At 65.5% G+C, this 16,047-nt stretch carries 15 protein-coding genes and 1 other annotated feature; of the genes, 5 read left to right on the forward strand and 10 right to left on the reverse strand.

The window, feature by feature from the left end:
* Nucleotides 1–60: 60 nt before the first annotated feature.
* Nucleotides 61–1,416 carry a TrpB-like pyridoxal phosphate-dependent enzyme gene (locus tag IPG14_RS08500; RefSeq protein WP_343386745.1) on the reverse strand — a complete coding sequence of 452 codons (1,356 nt, stop codon included), beginning with the start codon at nucleotides 1,414–1,416 and terminating at the stop codon, nucleotides 61–63.
* A 96-nt stretch (nucleotides 1,417–1,512) separates the two neighbouring features.
* Nucleotides 1,513–1,780: a binding site (T-box leader), on the reverse strand.
* 121 nt (nucleotides 1,781–1,901) lie between these two features.
* Here IPG14_RS08500 and IPG14_RS08505 point away from each other — a divergent pair.
* Complete coding sequence (locus IPG14_RS08505) at nucleotides 1,902–2,138, forward strand: AbrB/MazE/SpoVT family DNA-binding domain-containing protein (RefSeq protein WP_343388904.1); 237 nt, start codon at nucleotides 1,902–1,904, stop codon at nucleotides 2,136–2,138.
* On the forward strand, nucleotides 2,135–2,533 hold the full coding sequence (locus tag IPG14_RS08510; protein WP_343391513.1) for a PIN domain-containing protein: 399 nt from the start codon (nucleotides 2,135–2,137) through the stop codon (nucleotides 2,531–2,533). The genes IPG14_RS08505 and IPG14_RS08510 overlap by 4 nt, the downstream gene beginning before the upstream one ends.
* Here the strand turns inward: IPG14_RS08510 and IPG14_RS08515 are convergent.
* Nucleotides 2,530–3,372, reverse strand: coding sequence for an alpha/beta hydrolase (locus IPG14_RS08515; RefSeq protein WP_343391514.1), 843 nt, complete (start codon nucleotides 3,370–3,372; stop codon nucleotides 2,530–2,532). The two genes, IPG14_RS08510 and IPG14_RS08515, sit on opposite strands and share 4 nt — an antisense overlap.
* Before the next feature lie 86 nt (nucleotides 3,373–3,458).
* On the opposite strand from IPG14_RS08515, the gene IPG14_RS08520 reads away from it, so the two are divergent.
* Entirely contained in the window at nucleotides 3,459–4,235 is a 777-nt protein-coding gene (locus IPG14_RS08520; protein ID WP_343391515.1) for a GGDEF domain-containing protein, read from the forward strand.
* Here IPG14_RS08520 and IPG14_RS08525 read toward each other — a convergent pair.
* Both IPG14_RS08525 and IPG14_RS08530 read right to left on the reverse strand, forming a co-directional pair.
* A complete protein-coding gene (locus IPG14_RS08525; protein ID WP_343386740.1) occupies nucleotides 4,232–4,627 on the reverse strand; it encodes a DUF2203 domain-containing protein in 396 nt (131 codons plus the stop codon). The two genes, IPG14_RS08520 and IPG14_RS08525, sit on opposite strands and share 4 nt — an antisense overlap.
* Nucleotides 4,628–5,917 carry a sugar phosphate nucleotidyltransferase gene (locus tag IPG14_RS08530; protein WP_343391516.1) on the reverse strand — a complete coding sequence of 430 codons (1,290 nt, stop codon included), beginning with the start codon at nucleotides 5,915–5,917 and terminating at the stop codon, nucleotides 4,628–4,630.
* 226 nt (nucleotides 5,918–6,143) lie between these two features.
* Between IPG14_RS08530 and IPG14_RS08535 the strand changes: the two genes are divergently transcribed.
* On the forward strand, nucleotides 6,144–7,688 hold the full coding sequence (locus IPG14_RS08535) for a flagellin (RefSeq protein ID WP_343386738.1): 1,545 nt from the start codon (nucleotides 6,144–6,146) through the stop codon (nucleotides 7,686–7,688).
* 650 nt (nucleotides 7,689–8,338) lie between these two features.
* Nucleotides 8,339–9,532 (forward strand): flagellin, encoded by a 1,194-nt coding sequence (locus IPG14_RS08540; protein ID WP_343386737.1) that lies wholly within the window; start codon nucleotides 8,339–8,341, stop codon nucleotides 9,530–9,532.
* A 63-nt stretch (nucleotides 9,533–9,595) separates the two neighbouring features.
* Here the strand turns inward: IPG14_RS08540 and IPG14_RS08545 are convergent, their stop codons facing one another.
* From IPG14_RS08545 to IPG14_RS08570, 6 genes are all read right to left on the reverse strand, one after another.
* Nucleotides 9,596–10,066 (reverse strand): GNAT family N-acetyltransferase, encoded by a 471-nt coding sequence (locus tag IPG14_RS08545; RefSeq protein WP_343386736.1) that lies wholly within the window; start codon nucleotides 10,064–10,066, stop codon nucleotides 9,596–9,598.
* Between the two features lie 3 nt (nucleotides 10,067–10,069).
* A complete protein-coding gene (locus IPG14_RS08550) occupies nucleotides 10,070–10,840 on the reverse strand; it encodes a methyltransferase domain-containing protein (RefSeq protein WP_343391517.1) in 771 nt (256 codons plus the stop codon).
* A 137-nt stretch (nucleotides 10,841–10,977) separates the two neighbouring features.
* Nucleotides 10,978–12,171, reverse strand: coding sequence for a CaiB/BaiF CoA-transferase family protein (locus IPG14_RS08555; RefSeq protein WP_343391518.1), 1,194 nt, complete (start codon nucleotides 12,169–12,171; stop codon nucleotides 10,978–10,980).
* A gap of 84 nt (nucleotides 12,172–12,255) precedes the next feature.
* Nucleotides 12,256–13,278 carry an ABC transporter ATP-binding protein gene (locus IPG14_RS08560; protein ID WP_343391519.1) on the reverse strand — a complete coding sequence of 341 codons (1,023 nt, stop codon included), beginning with the start codon at nucleotides 13,276–13,278 and terminating at the stop codon, nucleotides 12,256–12,258.
* Complete coding sequence (locus tag IPG14_RS08565) at nucleotides 13,275–14,948, reverse strand: iron ABC transporter permease (RefSeq protein ID WP_343391520.1); 1,674 nt, start codon at nucleotides 14,946–14,948, stop codon at nucleotides 13,275–13,277. The genes IPG14_RS08560 and IPG14_RS08565 overlap by 4 nt, the downstream gene beginning before the upstream one ends.
* On the reverse strand, nucleotides 14,912–15,964 hold the full coding sequence (locus IPG14_RS08570; RefSeq protein WP_343391521.1) for a thiamine ABC transporter substrate-binding protein: 1,053 nt from the start codon (nucleotides 15,962–15,964) through the stop codon (nucleotides 14,912–14,914). Before IPG14_RS08570 ends, IPG14_RS08565 begins: the two co-directional genes overlap by 37 nt.
* Between the last annotated feature and the right edge of the window lie 83 nt (nucleotides 15,965–16,047).

A 16,047-nucleotide genomic window follows, 5' to 3' on the forward strand; every position in this document is an offset into this window, starting at 1 on the left:
GTGTGCGGGTGTTGGAGACCCGGGATGGAAACGGCATCCATCCCGGGTCTGCCGGGCGTCCTAGATGACCGGGAGGTGCCGCATCGCCTCCTGGACCTTTTCTGCCGGGTAGTGGTCGTCGACCAGGTTGCCGGCGAGGTAGTCGTCGTAGGCCTGGAGGTCGAGGAGTCCGTGGCCGCTGAGGTTGAAGAGGATGACCTTCTTTTCGCCGGCTGCCTTCGCGGCGAGTGCCTCGTCGATTGCGCCGCGGATGGCGTGCGAGCTCTCCGGCGCCGGGATAATCCCTTCGGTCTGGGCGAAGAGGGTGGCTGCTTCGAAGCAGGGGTTCTGGGGGTATGCCTTCGCTTCGATGTAGCCCTCGTCATAGAGGTGGCAGAGCATCGGGGCCATGGCGTGGTAGCGGAGGCCGCCGGCGTGGATTCCGGGCGGCATGAAGGTGTGGCCGAGGGTGTACATCTTCATCAACGGCGTGAGCCCGGCGACATCGCCGAAGTCGTAGCGGTACTCGCCCTTGGTCAGGCTCGGGCAGGACGACGGCTCGACCGCGAGGAAGCGGGTCTTCGTCTTGCCATCGAGGCGGTCGCGGAGGAAGGGGAAGAGCAGGCCAGCTGCATTGGAGCCGCCGCCGGCGCAGCCGATGACGACGTCCGGGTACTCGCCGGCCATTTCCATCTGCTTCATGGCTTCCTGGCCGATGACGGTCTGGTGGATAAGGACATGGTTCAAGACGCTGCCGAGCGAATACTTCGTGTCTTCGCGCATGGCGGCGTCTTCGACCGCTTCGCTGATGGCGATGCCGAGCGAGCCGTTGCTCTCCGGGTCTTCCCCGAGCACCTGGCGGCCGGCGTTGGTTTCGTCGCTCGGGCTGGCCACAACCGAGCCGCCCCAGACGCGCATCATCGAGCGGCGGTACGGCTTCTGGTTGTAGGAGATCCGGACCATGTAGACCTTGCATTCGATATCGAAGAGCTTGCAGGCGAAGGCGAGCGAAGAACCCCACTGGCCGGCCCCGGTCTCCGTGGCGATGCGCTTCACGCCTTCGAGTTTGTTGTAGTACGCCTGTGCGACGGCGGTGTTGGGCTTGTGGGAACCGCTGGGCGAGACGCCCTCGTACTTGTAGTAAATGTGCGCCGGGGTATCGAGCGCTTTCTCCAGGAAGGTGGCGCGAATGAGCGGGGCGGGACGCCAGATCTTCAGGATCTCGCGGACGGGTTCGGGGATCTCGATGAACCGTTCGGTGCTGACTTCTTGCTTGATGAGTTCCATCGGGAAGAGCGGCGCCAGGTCGGCGGGGCCGATCGGGCCGTGCGTACCCGGGTGGAGGGGCGGCGCCGGCGGGTTCTTGAGGTCCGCGGCGATGTTGTACCAGTGGGTCGGGAGTTCCGACTCTTCCAGGAAGAATTTACGCGTTGCCATGATTGCCTCCAGGTTCCCGGTTTACCGGGCGTGCGGTGATGGTCTCCGGTTGCGGCAGCGCCGGGGTTATGGCGGAGATCACAAAACCCCTCGTCATCAAAGGACGAGGGGTTCTCGTGGTGCCACCTTTGTTCCTTCCCGGCTTGCGCCGCGAAGGCCCTTTTCAGCCGCCACGGCAAGCCGTGAGGGCCATGGCTGTGATAACGGTGCCACTCCGCCTTACCCTACTGCGCCGCGCATGGACGGACGGTTCGGGTTTGGTGCTCCCGGGCCCATTCACCTGTCGCGCAGCCACCGGTTCTCAGCAATCCCGGCTCTCTGGAGGCCCGCCTGACCGGCTACTCTTCCCGATCAACGCAGTCAATATTCAGTTGAGCCAACAAGGTATGAGTGGCGCGGCGGGTTGTCAATAACCGTTTCTGGCTGCCGGTGGTATCCTGCCCATGTAGTACTCCGCGCGAGTGTTACGTCATGGAGGTATCCGCATGGGCCAGGTAACCGAGAAGGGACAGGTCACCATCCCGATAGAGCTTCGCCGAAAGTTCGGACTTCTGCCTCACACAGAAGTCGAAGTCGTGGAGAAGGATGGCGATGTGGTGGTCCGAGCGAAGGAAGGGGGTGTGAGCCGCGGACGCTGGATCGCCGAACAGCTGCGCGGGAGCGCAACGAACCGGGCACTCACCACGGAACAGCTCATGGCGATGACGCGGGGTGAAGATTGACGGTCCTTATCGATTCGAACGTTGTGATTGACCTCGCGACCGACTCTCCCTGGGCGGACTGGGGCGCTGAACGGCTCGACGAACTCTCCGGCGAGGCGTTCGCCATCAACCAGGTCATTTATACGGAAGTCTGCTTTGCTTATGCTTCTGGTCGGGAACTCGATGGGCTCATCGATCGACTGGGAATCGAACGGGTCAACCTCCCGTGGGAGGCAGCGTTCACGGCGGCGCGGGCGTTTCGAGCGTACCGGGACAGCGACGGTGTCAAGACGTCTCCGCTGCCGGACTTTTACATCGGCGCCCACGCCGCTTTCGCCGGATTCAAGTTGCTGACTCGCGATGCAAGGCGATACCGGACGTACTTTCCGGAAGTCGAATTGGTCGCACCGGACTAACTCGCGAGGAACTCGTTGAGCGCCTTGACTGCCGCCGGCTCCGTCAGCACCGGTGCGTGCCCGACTCCCGGGACTTCGACGAGCCGGCCGTTGGGGAGCGCTTCGAGCATCCGCTGCGCGATCGGAGCGCTGAGGACGTCGCTCAAGCTGCCGCGGAGGATGAGCACCGGGCAGGTTATCGCTTTGAGTGCTTCCCACTGGTCCATCGAAGCCGCGGGCGCGGCGGCAGCCCGTACCGCCGGGTCCATTTTCCAGACATACACGCCGCTGTCGCTCTTGCGCACGTTGAAGCGAGCGAATTCGGCGATCTGGTCGTCTGCCAGGTGTTCGACCATCGGGGCATAGTGCTCTTTGTAGTAGCGAATGACCGCCTTCATGTCGGCGAACATTTCGGGAGCAGTGGAGACGTAGGTGAGGATCCGCTTGAGGCCTTCGGGGTCGACTTCCGGCCCGGCATCGTTGAGGACGACCTTCTCAACGTGTTCGCCGAAGCGCGGCGCGTAGTTCATCGAGATCAGCCCACCCATCGATGTCCCGACGAGCGAGAACCGATGCAGACCGAGTGCCTCGCGGACGGCCTCGAGGTCGGCGACGTAGGTGTCGATGCCGTAACCGTTGGCCGGGCCCCAGGCACTTTCGCCCCGTCCGCGGACATCCAGGCAGTAGACGTGGAAGCTCGCCGCGAGGTGGTTGGCGATGCCATCGAACGCATGCGCCTGGCCGGCCAGCCCGTGGATCATCATCACCACGGGCGAGCCGGGCGTGCCCCGGGCGACCAGGTGGTGCCGGAGACCGTTTGCCTCGACGAAGATGTCACGGACGGGGAGCGGGTTCGGCATGCAGGCCTCTCGGATTGCGACTGGCGCGCATTGTAGTCGAACTTGCCGCTGTGTCCTGATTGCGAACCTTCAGGGAGGGAGGTTCGGTGCCGAACCTTCCGGAAGGACACATGAACACACTCGATACCGGCCCGCTGTTGGAGATCCAGTCCGGCGAGCTTCGCCGGGAACTTCTTCTGAGCCGGATCATCGGCAATGCCTTCGCCGTGCTCCTGATCGGCACCGCGACGATGGCGTGGCTCACTGGCTCGCGCTGGTGGTTCGCCGGCTATCTTGCCGGCAGCGCCGGCCTGGCAGTCATCATCAACTTCCTGGCGAACTACACACGCGAGCGCCAGCAGCAGCGCGGGATGCGCTGGGCGGAAGCGCTTCACGAACTGGCGGTGCGGGACGAGTTGACCGGCCTCTACAACCGCCGGCTCTTCAATGTCGCAGTCGAGCAATGGATCGGGCGAGCTGAAGCAGGGACGACCGGGCTTTCGCTTGCCCTTGTCGATGTCGACGGGCTAAAACGAATCAACGACACACTGGGGCACGCGGCAGGCGATGTGGCGATCCGGACGATCGCGGCCGCACTGAGCGAGGCCGCCCCCAAGGGAGCGTGCGTCACGCGTCACGGTGGCGACGAGTTCGCCATTCTCTGGGATGGAGCCGCAGTGGATGGGCAGGTGTTGCGGCGCCAGATCGACGTGTCCGTGCGCGGCGCCCCGCTGGTTCTCGGCGCGCAATCGGAGCGTCTCTCCGTTTCGAGCGGGTTCGCGACCTGGAGGCCGGGCATGGAAAGTGATGGGCTCCTCCGCGAAGCGGATGCCGACCTCTACACCCACAAGGCTGAGCGCTGGGAGCGACTGGCTGCCGCCTAGATTGGTTGGCGACCGGCGAATCCCGTGTGCAGGTCGTGCCAGTGGGCGATGGCCGTTTCGCCGAGTTGAAAGCACAGGTAGACCATCCTGCCGTCCCGCTCGTGGAAGAAATCGATGAGCCCCTTTTCCGGGTCCTTGAGTTCGATTCCCCAGCGGTCCAACTGCGCCGCGGACTGCCGGATGCGCTGGTTGAGCCGTTCGATGTGGTTCTCGCCTCCGCCTTCATCGAAGGGGTCGGCGAGGAGGTGGCCATCGCCCGAGGCGCCGCGAGCCTGGGCCGAAACGGCCGCCTGGACCGCGCGCACTTCGAGATAGGCATCGCGGAGCCCTTCGAGGACCGGGATCACCTCAGGCAACAGGGCCGTGGCTTCGGCGAGAGTGTATCGCCGCATCTAGACGAACAGGTGGAGCGGCATCGTCGTGGGGTGGACTGAGGCGCCGCTTTCGAGGGAGGCGCGTTCCACGAGTTCGTCGTGGACGCCGGGGCCGATGACGACGTTCCGTCCGACGGACATCCCCGCGGGGATGGTGACCCGCTTGCCGATCACGTTGATGCCGGTGTTCACGATGTCGGGGCGTTCGAAGTTGGCGATAGCGGCATCGCCTTCTCCGACGATGCTTCCCCGCCCCACGGTCACTTCCTTGTCGAGGATCGAACGGTCGACGACGGCGCCGGCGCGGATCACGCAGCGATGCTGAATGATCGAGTCGCGGACGACCGCCCCTTCCTCGATTACGACCCCTGGCGAAATCACGGAGCGCGTCACTTCGCCGTTGATGTGCACAGCGGGCGAGATGAGCGATTCCCGGACCATCGCGCCGCGTCCGAAGCGCGCCGGCGGCATGATGGCGCCGGCCGTGCGGAGCTTCAGCTCGGCTTCCTCCAGGTTGAGCGAGGGATTGGGCGCGAGCAGGTCCATATGCGCGGTCCAGTACGACTCGATGGTCCCGACATCGCGCCAGTACGACTGGTACTGGTAGCCGAACACCCGGTGGGTCTGGAAGATGCGAGGGATGATGTCTTTCCCGAAGTCATGTGAGCTGTTCTCACCCATGTCCGCATCGGACTGGAGCTGCTCGACGAGGACATCCTTGTTGAAGACGTAGACGCCCATGGATGCCCAGGCGCCACGCGGGTTCTTTGGCTTTTCCTGGAAGTCGATGATGCGGCCGTTTGCATCGAGGTCGAGCACGCCGAAGCGGTGGGCTTCTTCGCGAGGGACAGAGTAGACGGCCACGGTCGCATCGGCCGCCTGGCTGCGGTGGTAGGCGATCATGTTCCGGTAAGAGGTGAGGTAGATGTGGTCGCCGGCGAGGATGAGGACTTCGCGGGCGCGCGACTCTTCGATGACGTAGAGGTTCTGGTAGATGGCATCGGCGGTGCCCTGGTACCAGTCGCTATCGGCCCGGCCCAGGTAGGGCTGGAGGATCTGGATGCCGCCATCGAGCGTATCGAAGCCCCACGGGCGCCCGGCCCCGATGTGGTTCACGAGCGAACGCGGGCGGTACTGGGTGAGCACCGAGACCTTGGTGATGCCGCTGTTCGAGCAGTTGGAGAGCGCGAAATCGACGATGCGGTATTGCCCGCCGAACACGACGGCCGGTTTCGCGCGCTGTTCGGAGAGGATGGAAAGACGGTCGCCCTGGCCACCGGCCAGGATCATCGCGAGGACATTGTTCATGCCTGCTCCCGGGTTGTTGGCCGAATTCTAAGCGGACGGAATGAACGGCGTCGCTGTCCGTCCGTCCCTAAGTGGTTTCCCTCAAGTTCGTCGCGTCCACCGTTTTGCCACTCAATGGCCACTTTGTTCACCCGATAGTCACCGCAGAGACACTCTTCGGGAGAGCGGCACTCTCGCCGAGGGGCAACAGCCATGCGGGCCCGGAAGCCCCCAAAGGAGAACGACAATGACACGGATCATGACGAACGTGAGCGCCATCAACGGCCAGCGGAACCTCGCGAAGACCGGACTGAAGATGGGCAAGACGCTCGAGAAGCTGGCCAGCGGCTACCGCATCAACCGCGCCGCCGATGACGCTGCGGGGCTCGCCATCAGCGAGAAGATGCGGGCGCAGATCAAGGGAAACAAGCAGGCCCTGCGGAACGCCCAGGACGGCATTTCCATGTTGCAGACCGCTGAAGGCGCGATGGACGAAGTGCACAGCATCCTCCAGCGCATGCGCGAACTGGCCGTCCAGGCGGCGAACGGCACTTATGCCGACAACGGGCCCGAGCGCACGAGCATCGGCGAGGAAATTGTCCAGCTCCGGTCGGAGATCGACCGCATCGCCTTCAGCACCGAGTTCAATGGGCAGAAGGTCCTCACCGGCGCGCTCTCCAGCGTTTCCGCCGGGGTGGCGGGCACGAACTTCATCGAGGGTGAGACCATCGGCTACGCCAACGCCGGCGTGACGGCTACCCACCTGGTTACGGGCGACTCGCTACCTTCGGGCGGCACCCGCACGGCGACCTTCGCGACGGCCCCGGCCGGCACTTACGCCTTCGTGAACAACGGAGGGATCCTCGAAATGCGCCTTGGCAGCGCGACCGGCGCGCTCGTCGGCACGGCGGCAGGCTTCGCCTCCGGGTCGAGCATCGCAGCGGCCTCGGCCGGGAGCGTCACCTTCACCAACGGTTTTGCCATCGCGGTGACCGCCGATGCGGCCGCCTACAACTGGACGAGCTTTCTCGGCGACATGGCCGTCGGGGGCAACCAGAACCTCTCGATCAACGGCCTCACCGGCACCACGCTCACCGCGACGACGGCACGGCCCCAGACCTACACGTTCACTTCTCCCGGCGCCGGCCAACTGACACTGACGGGAGCGGATGGCACTTCGCAGACACTCTCAGTCGCCGACATGGTGGCGAACGAGACGCGCACGCTCGACTTCAACCAGCTCGGCATCGCGATCACGCTCCAGACGGGCCCCGCTGGCCGGACTGCCGTCCAGGTTGTGACGGACCTCACGGGGGCGACGAACAACACGCTCGATATCCAGGGCACCGGCAACACCTCGACCCTCCAGGTTGGCGCGAACGTGCCCGACACGCTCTCCCTCCAGTTCGTGAGCATGCTGAGCGAGAACCTGGGTTCGGCGGCCTACAAGCTCGGCGGTTCGACGGGCCTCATCACGACGCTGGGCGACCAGGTGGTGCGGACCATCCAGGATTCGCACAACCTGATGAGTTCGCTCGATGGCGCCATCCAGACGCTGAACAGCCGCCGCGGCACCCTTGGCGCGGCCCAGAACCGCCTGGAACACACCATCAACAGCCTTGGCGTGGCGGTGGAGAACCTGACCGCCAGCGAAAGCCGTATCCGGGATGCCGACATCGCTGAGCTTTCGAGCGACCTCGTCGCTGCGAACATTCTCCAGTCGGCCGGCGTTTCGGTCCTCGCCCAGGCGAACCAGACCCCGCAGGCCGTCCTCCAGCTCCTCCAGGGCTAACTCCGAGGGTGGGGTTGGGGCACGAACCTCTAGCCTCTCTCCTCTACCCGCTACCCAGGCCGCTCTCCGAGTGAAGAAGGGAGGCTCCGCAAGGAGCCTCCTTTCTTCGTGTGCGCCAGGTGGCGAGGTTGAGTCAGTCTCTGGCTTTGGTCCAGGTACTGAAGAGACACCTCTGTGCCCTTCCGGGACCTGGAACCAGCGTTGTCGCGGTTGGCGCTCGGCGCGCAGCATCGCCGTCGCGCTTGCGTTGCAGAGCGCAACTTGCAGGCCGCCATGTCCGGCCGTATGCCCCGCGCAAATCTCCACGGAACGCTTGCTTGTCAGCAGGCAATCTCCGGCGGGTTTCAGGCTTGTTCAGCCCCGCTTGCATTTCAACCGCGAATGCACGACTCCAACAGAGTTCTTACTCAGCGCTTACGGGAGAGCCCAATTCAGCCGCCCCGCCACCCTCCCGCCACCGCCCATCTCCCCTCCTGTTACCCGTTGCCCCCGTTTCGTCACCGGTGTATCCCCTCCGTATCCACGTCTGTACCCCTTAGCCCCCGCTGTTCTCGCGATAACCAACGTGTCAGACCTGCCCAAATCCACCAGGGGCAGGGGCCAGACCTTCCGAGGGGAGGCTGGCAGGGTCGGAACAAGGGGACTCAGAAATGTCTTCAATCGTTACGAACGTGGCTGCGCTCAACGGGCAGCGCAACCTCAACAGCACCACCATGAAGATGGGCAAGGTGCTGGAGAAGCTCTCCAGCGGTTACCGCATCAACCGCGCCGCGGACGACGCCGCCGGCCTCGGCATTTCCGAAAAAATGCGCGCGCAGATCCGTGGCAACAGCCAGGCAATCCGCAACGCCCAGGACGGCATCTCGATGATCCAGACCGCTGAAGGCGCGATGGACGAAGTCCACGGCATCCTCCAGCGTATGCGCGAGCTGGGCGTCCAGGCCGCGAACGACACCTACGACTCCGCCGCCCGGACCTCAATCGGCACCGAACTCGTGCAGCTCCGGACTGAAATCGACCGGATCGCGAACGCGACCAACTTCAACGGCCAGAACCTCCTGACGGGCACCCTCACCGGTACGCTCGGCGGCGCGACGGCAACCGACCTGGTCGTGAACGACGCGGTTGCGGCGACGATCGCCTCGAACATCGAAGTTGCCGGCTCCAAGGCCGACACCTACACCTTCAGCTATGCCGCAGCGACCGACACGCTCACGCTGACGAACTCCGCGGGCATCGCCCAGAACCTGACGCTCGGCGCGGTCGCGGCGAACGGCACGCAGGTGCTGAACTTCTCGCAGCACGGCATCAAGGTCACGCTGAACAGCTCGGCGGGCGACACTGCCGACAACATCGGTGCTGCCCTCGCCCTGGCGGCGAACGACACGATCGTGGTGACCGGTACCGGCGCCGCGGCCCTCCAGGTCGGTGCGAACACGACCGCCTACGACAGCATGAACATCTCGTTCAACGACGTCCGCGCGACGGCCGCGACCGGCCTGAACCTGGTCACGGGCGGCGGCGTGGACTGGACCTCTTCGGCGACGATCGTGGCCTCGAACACGGCTGCACAGGCGTTCATCAACCAGATCGACACGGGCATCACCACGTTGAACACCCGCCGGTCGGACCTTGGTGCTGCGCAGAACCGCCTCGAGCACACGGTGAACAGCCTCGGTGTCAGCGTCGAGAACCTGACCGCCAGCGAGAGCCGAATCCGCGATGCCGACGTCGCCGAACTCTCGACGATGATGGTCAGCAACCAGATCCTGCAGCAGGCCGGCACCGCCGTCCTCGCCCAGGCGAACCAGTCCTCGCAGGCTGCCCTCAGCCTCCTCCGGTAATCCCGGAGCGTCCTCTCAGCCCAGGAAGGCCCCGCTCGTTTGAGCGGGGCCTTCCTGTTTGGTTCAGGTGGTGAAGCGCTGAGTTAACCCGTTCTCGTCCCGGACTTCGTCGAAGCGACCACCGGTCACCCCGTCGATGACTCCGTGCCAGAAGGCCTGGGCGGCGAGGTTGGCCGTGACTTCCGGCACCAGCCACCGGCCGGGAAGCGCGGCGAAGACGGCTCGCGCCGCGGCCGCGCCCACCCCCCGGCGGCGGTACGGCCGCAGGACGAAGAACTCGGACATCACGTTCACGCCATTGACGAAGCGGACCATCGCGAACCCGGCGAGGCTGCCTTCGCTGCGGATGAAGAAGGGGTACCGCTTTTCACCGTAGTCCGGGGCCCAGTAGAGGTCCAGGTAGCGGTATTCGAATTCGCCGTGGGCGTTGAGCTCCCGGGGTTGGAACTCCGTGAAGTCGTAGAGGTAGAGCTGCAGCAGGCGGCCGAGAACGCTCTTGTCTGCGTAGGCGACCGGTTCGATTGTCACGGTCATGGGCTAATCGGCCGCCCGGCCGCGGGCGAGCACCCGCTTGAACGCATAGAAATAGGGCGCTTTCATCCCGATCTCCCCCAGGAGCAGCTCCCGGTAACGGGCGAGGTACCGTTCGAAGAGTCCGGCAGGCATGCGCTTCTGGTAGTCGGTCAGGAGCGTGCCCTTCACCCACTCGACGACACCTCCCGAGGACTCCAGGTGGTGGCCGTAGACCTCGAGCCGTACGGTCAGGTCGCGAAAACCGAGTCTGTCGAGGATCTCGGCGTAACGCTCAGGGGGCAGGACCGGCCAATCGCGGACGTAACCGCCGAGGGCCGTCGCGTACGGCTCTTCCCGGGCGACGGAGTGGGCAACCAGGTGCGACGGATGGTCGGCGTTCGCGGGGACCTGGAAGGCGAGCTGCCCGCCGGGCGCCACGTGCGCCGCAATCTTTGGGATGAGGGCTTCGTGCCCATCGAGCCACTGGAGCGCCGCGTTCGAGAAAACCAGGTCGTACTGGCCGCTGAACTGGGCGATGTCGCCGGTCGCGAACCGGAGGCCGGGACCGGCATGTTCTCCGGCCTTCGCCAGCATGGTGTCCGAGCTGTCGAGACCCAGGGTGGTCGCCGCTCCGCTACGTTCATGGAGGATGCGGGTGAGTTCGCCGGTGCCGCATCCCAGGTCGATCACGGCCCCGCCGGGGCACGGTTCGACGAGGTCCAGCAAGTCGAAGAAAGGGCGGCTGCGTTCGTCGCGGAAGCGGTGGTACTGGTCGGGGTCCCAGGTGCTTGGCATGTCAGGCTCCTTCTCGCCGTGTTTGTGGCGGTTGAAGCCCTTTCCTTGAAGGCCGGTCCCGCGACTCCCACAAGGGGCCGTTGGGCTCGGGACTCGCCCATGTACCGTACTCCATGGATGGAGCGAGTGTCAGGGGGTTATTTCACAATCCCGCGGGCGCGAAGCTCCGCCGTCTCCTCGGCCGAAATCCCGAGCCAGTCCGCGAAGACGCCGGAGGTATCCCCGCCGTGTTCGGGCATCGTCCGAGCCACGATTGCCGGCGTACCGGAGAGGTGGACAGGGGAGTTCGGGAGCTTCAACGTCCCGGGCTTGCCGTATGGCATCGGGATATCGACGAGCATTCGGCGGCCGGCGACGTGCGGGTCTTCGAACAGGTCGGCGATGGTATTCACCTTCCCGATGGCACAGACGTTCGCCGGTTCGATGATTGCGAACCATTCGCTGGTTGTCCGGGTCGCGATGACGGACGCCAACTCGGACTCAAGCGAATCGACGTTCTCCAGCCGGGCGCGGTTGGTGAGGAACCGCTCATCGAGGGCCATGTCGTCGCGGCCGATGATGGCGCAGAAGAGTTCCCACTCCTTGACGTTTGCGATCACGATCCAGCCGTCGCTCGTCTCATACGGCCCGAAGGGGGCGACGAGCGGATGGCGGCTCCCCTGGCGGGTCGGCGCTTCAGCAGAGGCCGAGTGACGCACGATGGCGTTTTCGCAGAGGGCGATCTGGGCCTCCATCAATGCAACGTCGAGGAGTTGGCCCTCGCCGGTGATATCTCGCGCCCGCAGGGCGGCGAGGATGCCGATGGCCAGGTAGAGTCCGCCGGCCATGTCGCCGATGCTGACGCCGATGCGCATTGGGGGGCCGTCTGCTTCGCCATTGAGTGACAGCGTCCCTCCCATGGCCTGGGCGACTGCATCGACGGCGGCCATGGCACTGTAGGGGCCGGTCTGTCCGAAGCCGCTGAGGGCCGCATAGATCAGCCGGGGGTTCACTTCGCGGAGTGCCGAGTACCCCAGCCCGAGGCGGTCCATTGTGCCGGGCCGGAAATTCTCGGCCACAACGTCTGCCCGCCGTGCCAATCGCTTCACGAGGGCCTTGCCGTCTTCGGTTTTCAGGTCGATGGCAATGCCCTTCTTGCCCCGATTCGCGCTGAAGAAGAACGTCGAAATCCCGTCGTGGTAAGGGCCGAAGCCACGTTCTTTTTCGTGGGTTTCGGGGTACTCCACCTTCACAACTTCCGCGCCGAGGTCCGCGAGCTGCATTGTGGCGAATGGCCCTGCGAGGGCCCAGGTGAAGTCGAGCACGCGGATGCCTTCGAGGGGCCCGTTCAACGGAAAAGCTTCTCCTGGAGGGCGTGAGTCGCGGCTGTGTGTCGCACAGTCAGAGGGTACAACATGCGGACGGCGCGGCATCCATCAGTGGAGTAGTTGGACGCGCGGGACGGCCACCCGGGTGCGCTCGCCGCGAGCGGGCAGTTCCGCGCTCGATGGCAGCGAGAACTCGACTCGCTGTCCGCCGGCGGTGAGCGTCACGGTGGTTCGCTCGCCCCCGAAGGCAACTGTCTCGGCGATACCTTCGGCCACGGCGTCGCCGGGAGCCGCCACAAGGGTCACGCCCTCTGGCCGCAGCAGCAGCCTCGCCGGTCCGGTCGGCCCCGCGACAGGTCCGAACCTGCCGAACGCCGTGCGGACCCATCCGTCTGGTTCGCGTTCGCCGCTCACGACGTTGCCCATGCCGAGGAAACGGGCGACGAATTCCGTCTCCGGGTGTTCCCAGACCTCGCTCGGCCGGCCTACACGCGTGACCCTGCCGCTGTTCATGATCGCGATCCGATCGGCGAGGGCGAACGCCTCGGCCTGGTCGTGGGTGACGTAGATCGCCGGGATAGCGAGGCGGCCGAGGATCTCCCGAAGTTCGCCCGCCAGGCGCTCGCGCAGGCTCCGGTCGAGCGAGGCGAGCGGCTCATCGAGCATGAGCAGCCTGGGTTCGGGCGCCAGCGCCCTTGCGAGCGCCACCCGCTGGCGTTCTCCTCCGGAGAGCCTGTCGATCCGGCGCCGTTCGAAACCCGGCAGGCCCACGAGATCGAGCAGCTCCTGCACGCGCTCCCGGCGGCGAGGCTCCGGCCAGTGGGCGCGCTTCAGGCCGAACTCGACGTTTGCGCCGACATCGAGGTGGGGGAAGAGCGCATGGTCCTGGAACATCATCCCGAAACCACGCCGGTGGGGCGGGCTGTTGGAGACATCCCGGTCATCGAACGCGACGACCCCGGCCGAAGGCGCTTCCAGCCCCGCGATGATGCGCAGGAGCGTCGTCTTCCCGCAGCCGCTGGGGCCAAGGAGGGCGAGGGTTTCGCCCGGGACGACGTCGAGCGAGACATCGCTCAGGATCTCCCGGCCCCCTGCGCGGAATGTGGCGCCACGCACGCTCAGGCCAGTCACGAGACCCCACCGGTTCGAACGCGGACGAGGCGTTCGGCGAGGAAGAACGTGGAGCCAGTGACCGCCATCAGGACGGTGCTCATCGCGAGTGCCTGTCCGTAGTTGAGCGCCCCTGGTTGTCCGAGGTAGCGGAAGATGGCGACCGGGATGGTCGGGTATTCGGGGCGCGCGATCAGGAGCGTTGCCCCGAACTCTCCCATAGAAGTGGCGAAGGAGAGGACCGCGGCGACGCCGATCGCGCCCTTCAGGAGCGGCGCTTCGACCGCGAAAAAGGTCCGTGCCGGCCCGGCGCCGAGCATCGCGGCCGCATCGCGCAACCGCGGGTCGAGACTGCGAAGGCGGGCAGAGACAGTCCTCGTGACGAAGGGCACGGCGATCAGGGAGTGCGCGATGACCACCAGCGCCGGACTTTCGCGGAGGTTCAGCGGCGGCTGGTCCATGGTTACGAGGAACCCCAGTCCGAGTGTGACGGATGACACGCCGAGGGGGAGTTGCACCAGCGCCTCCGCAAGTGTCGACCTTGCGCGCACGGAGCCGATGGCAGCCAGCGTCCCGACCGGGAGCGCGACGGCGACCGTCGCGAGGGCGAACACCACGGAGTTGCGGACGGCCTCGATCGGTGCGACGAACAGCGCCTGGCCGCGGACGTTGTCATCGAGCATCGTGTAGTAGCGGAGCGTGTAGCCGTCGTCGCCGTGGAACGAGCGCTCGACGAGGGCAGCCATCGGGGCGGCGGTGAGCAGCAAGAGGAGCGCGAGGATGGCTGCTCCGAGGGCGGCGGACTTCCGGTCCCAGGGCGTGGTCGAGCGTGCCTCGGTCCGCTGGGGGGTTGTCTGTTGAAGGCGGGCATTGATGACGATTGCCGCGAATGTGACCACCAGCTGGGCGAGGGCGAGGGCGCCGGCGACCGGCAGGCGAAAGAGGAACAGCGACTCCCGGTAGATCTCGGTTTCCAGCGTGCCGAACTGCGGACCGCCCAGGATGAGGACGACTCCGAAGCTGGTGAAACAGAAGAGGAAGACCAGCGAAGCGGCCGCGAGAAGCGAGTTTCGCAGCGCCGGGAGCGTGACCAGGAAGAACCGGGCGGCCGGCCCCGCGCCGAGCATCGCGGCGGATTCTTCGACGCGGGAATCGAGACCGCGCCAGCCGGTGGCGATGATGCGTCCCGCGACGGCAACGTTGTAGAAAACATGGGCCAGCAGGATCGCCCAGACGGTATTGAGGATGCGGATTGGCGGCTCTTCGATGCCGGGGATCCGGGTCAACAGGTCGTTCGCCACGCCAGAAGGGCCGATCAACGCCGAGAAGGCGACCGCCACCACGATCGTCGGGAGCACGAACGGGACCATGAGGACCGCTTCGATCGTGCGCTTTCCCGGGAATGCATGGCAGGCGAGGAGCCAGGCGAGGGGCACGGCGAGCAGCAGTGTCAGCGCCGCCGAGACCGTCGCCTGCCAGAGGGTGAACCACCCCCGCTCCAGGTAGTAAGTGTCTTCGACGAGCAGGCCGATGCCGCCGTCTCTCTGGAACGACTCGCGGAGGATGCCCTGGAGCGGGTAGGCGAGGAAGGCGGCGAGTAGCAGGCCCGCGGGCACGACGAGCAAGAGCGGACGTCGCCCCCGCGCGCGGGCCGTCAGCGAAGGACGGCCTTCGTCCACGCTTCGATCCATGTGTCCCTCTTCGCGGCGATCATTTCGGCGCTCACCGAAGCGGGCGCCACGTCCACCTTTGAGAACGCGGCGAAGGCTTCGGGCACCATCGCGTCCTGGTTCACCGGGTAGACCGCCATCTGGCCCGGGATATCCTCCTGCACCGGCACGCTCAAGAGAAAGTCGATGAACTTCCGCGCGAGGGCTTCGTTGCTGGCGCCCTTCAGCACCCCGGCGTACTCGACCTGGCGGAACACTCCCTTTGCCACCAGGATGTTGGCCGTCGGCGCGTCCTTGCGGGGCGGATCGGCGAAGAGCTGTTCGAAGGCCGGGCTGGTCGCATAGCTGAGCACGATCGGCTGGCTGCCCCCGGCGAGGGAGAAGTTGGTGTAGTAGGCCGTCTCCCAGCCGTCGACCACCTTCATGTCGTTGGCGCGCATCGCCTTCCACCAGTTCAGGTAGGCGCTTTCGCCGAAGTAATCCACGGTTGCGATGAGGAAGGCGAGGCCCGGCGATGAGGAGGCGGGGTTCTCGACGACGACGAGGCCGCGGTACTTCGCGTCGGTCAGGTCTTCGAGCTTCTTCGGCGGCTCGATGTTGAGCTTCTTGAGCGCTTCGATGTCGTAGTTAAAGTTGACGTAACCGTAGTCGATCGGGGTCACGAGGTTTGAACCCTCGCCGCGCAGGTCGGCCGGCACCTTGATGGTGAGGGGCGAGGTGTAGGCCGCGAAAACGCCTTCATCCAGCGCGCGCGAGAGCAGGGTGTTGTCGACTCCGAAGGCGACGTCACCCTCGGGGTTGCGCTTCGTGAGGATGAGGGCGGTAAGCATGGAGCCGGCATCGCCCTTCGGGAGGAGCTTCACCGTTACGTGGTTCTCGGATTCGAACTGCTTTATGAGTTCCTCGCTGAGGTTGAACGAGTCGTGGGTGATGACGGTGAGGGAGTCGCCTCCGTCGTCACCGCCGCAGGCGAGTGCAGGAAGGGCCGCGAGGCAGGAAATCAAGAGCAGGATGACAGGCAGACTGAACCTTCGCATGAAGGGCTCCTTCTTGCTGCCCGAGGGCCGGGGGCACTTCCCGGGCAAGAAAAAGGAGCCCGGAAAGCCGGACTCCGCGCACC

Origin of the sequence: Candidatus Amarobacter glycogenicus (genome assembly GCF_016704105.1) — a bacterium.
Taxonomy (GTDB): domain Bacteria; phylum Chloroflexota; class Dehalococcoidia; order Tepidiformales; family Tepidiformaceae; genus Amarobacter; species Amarobacter glycogenicus.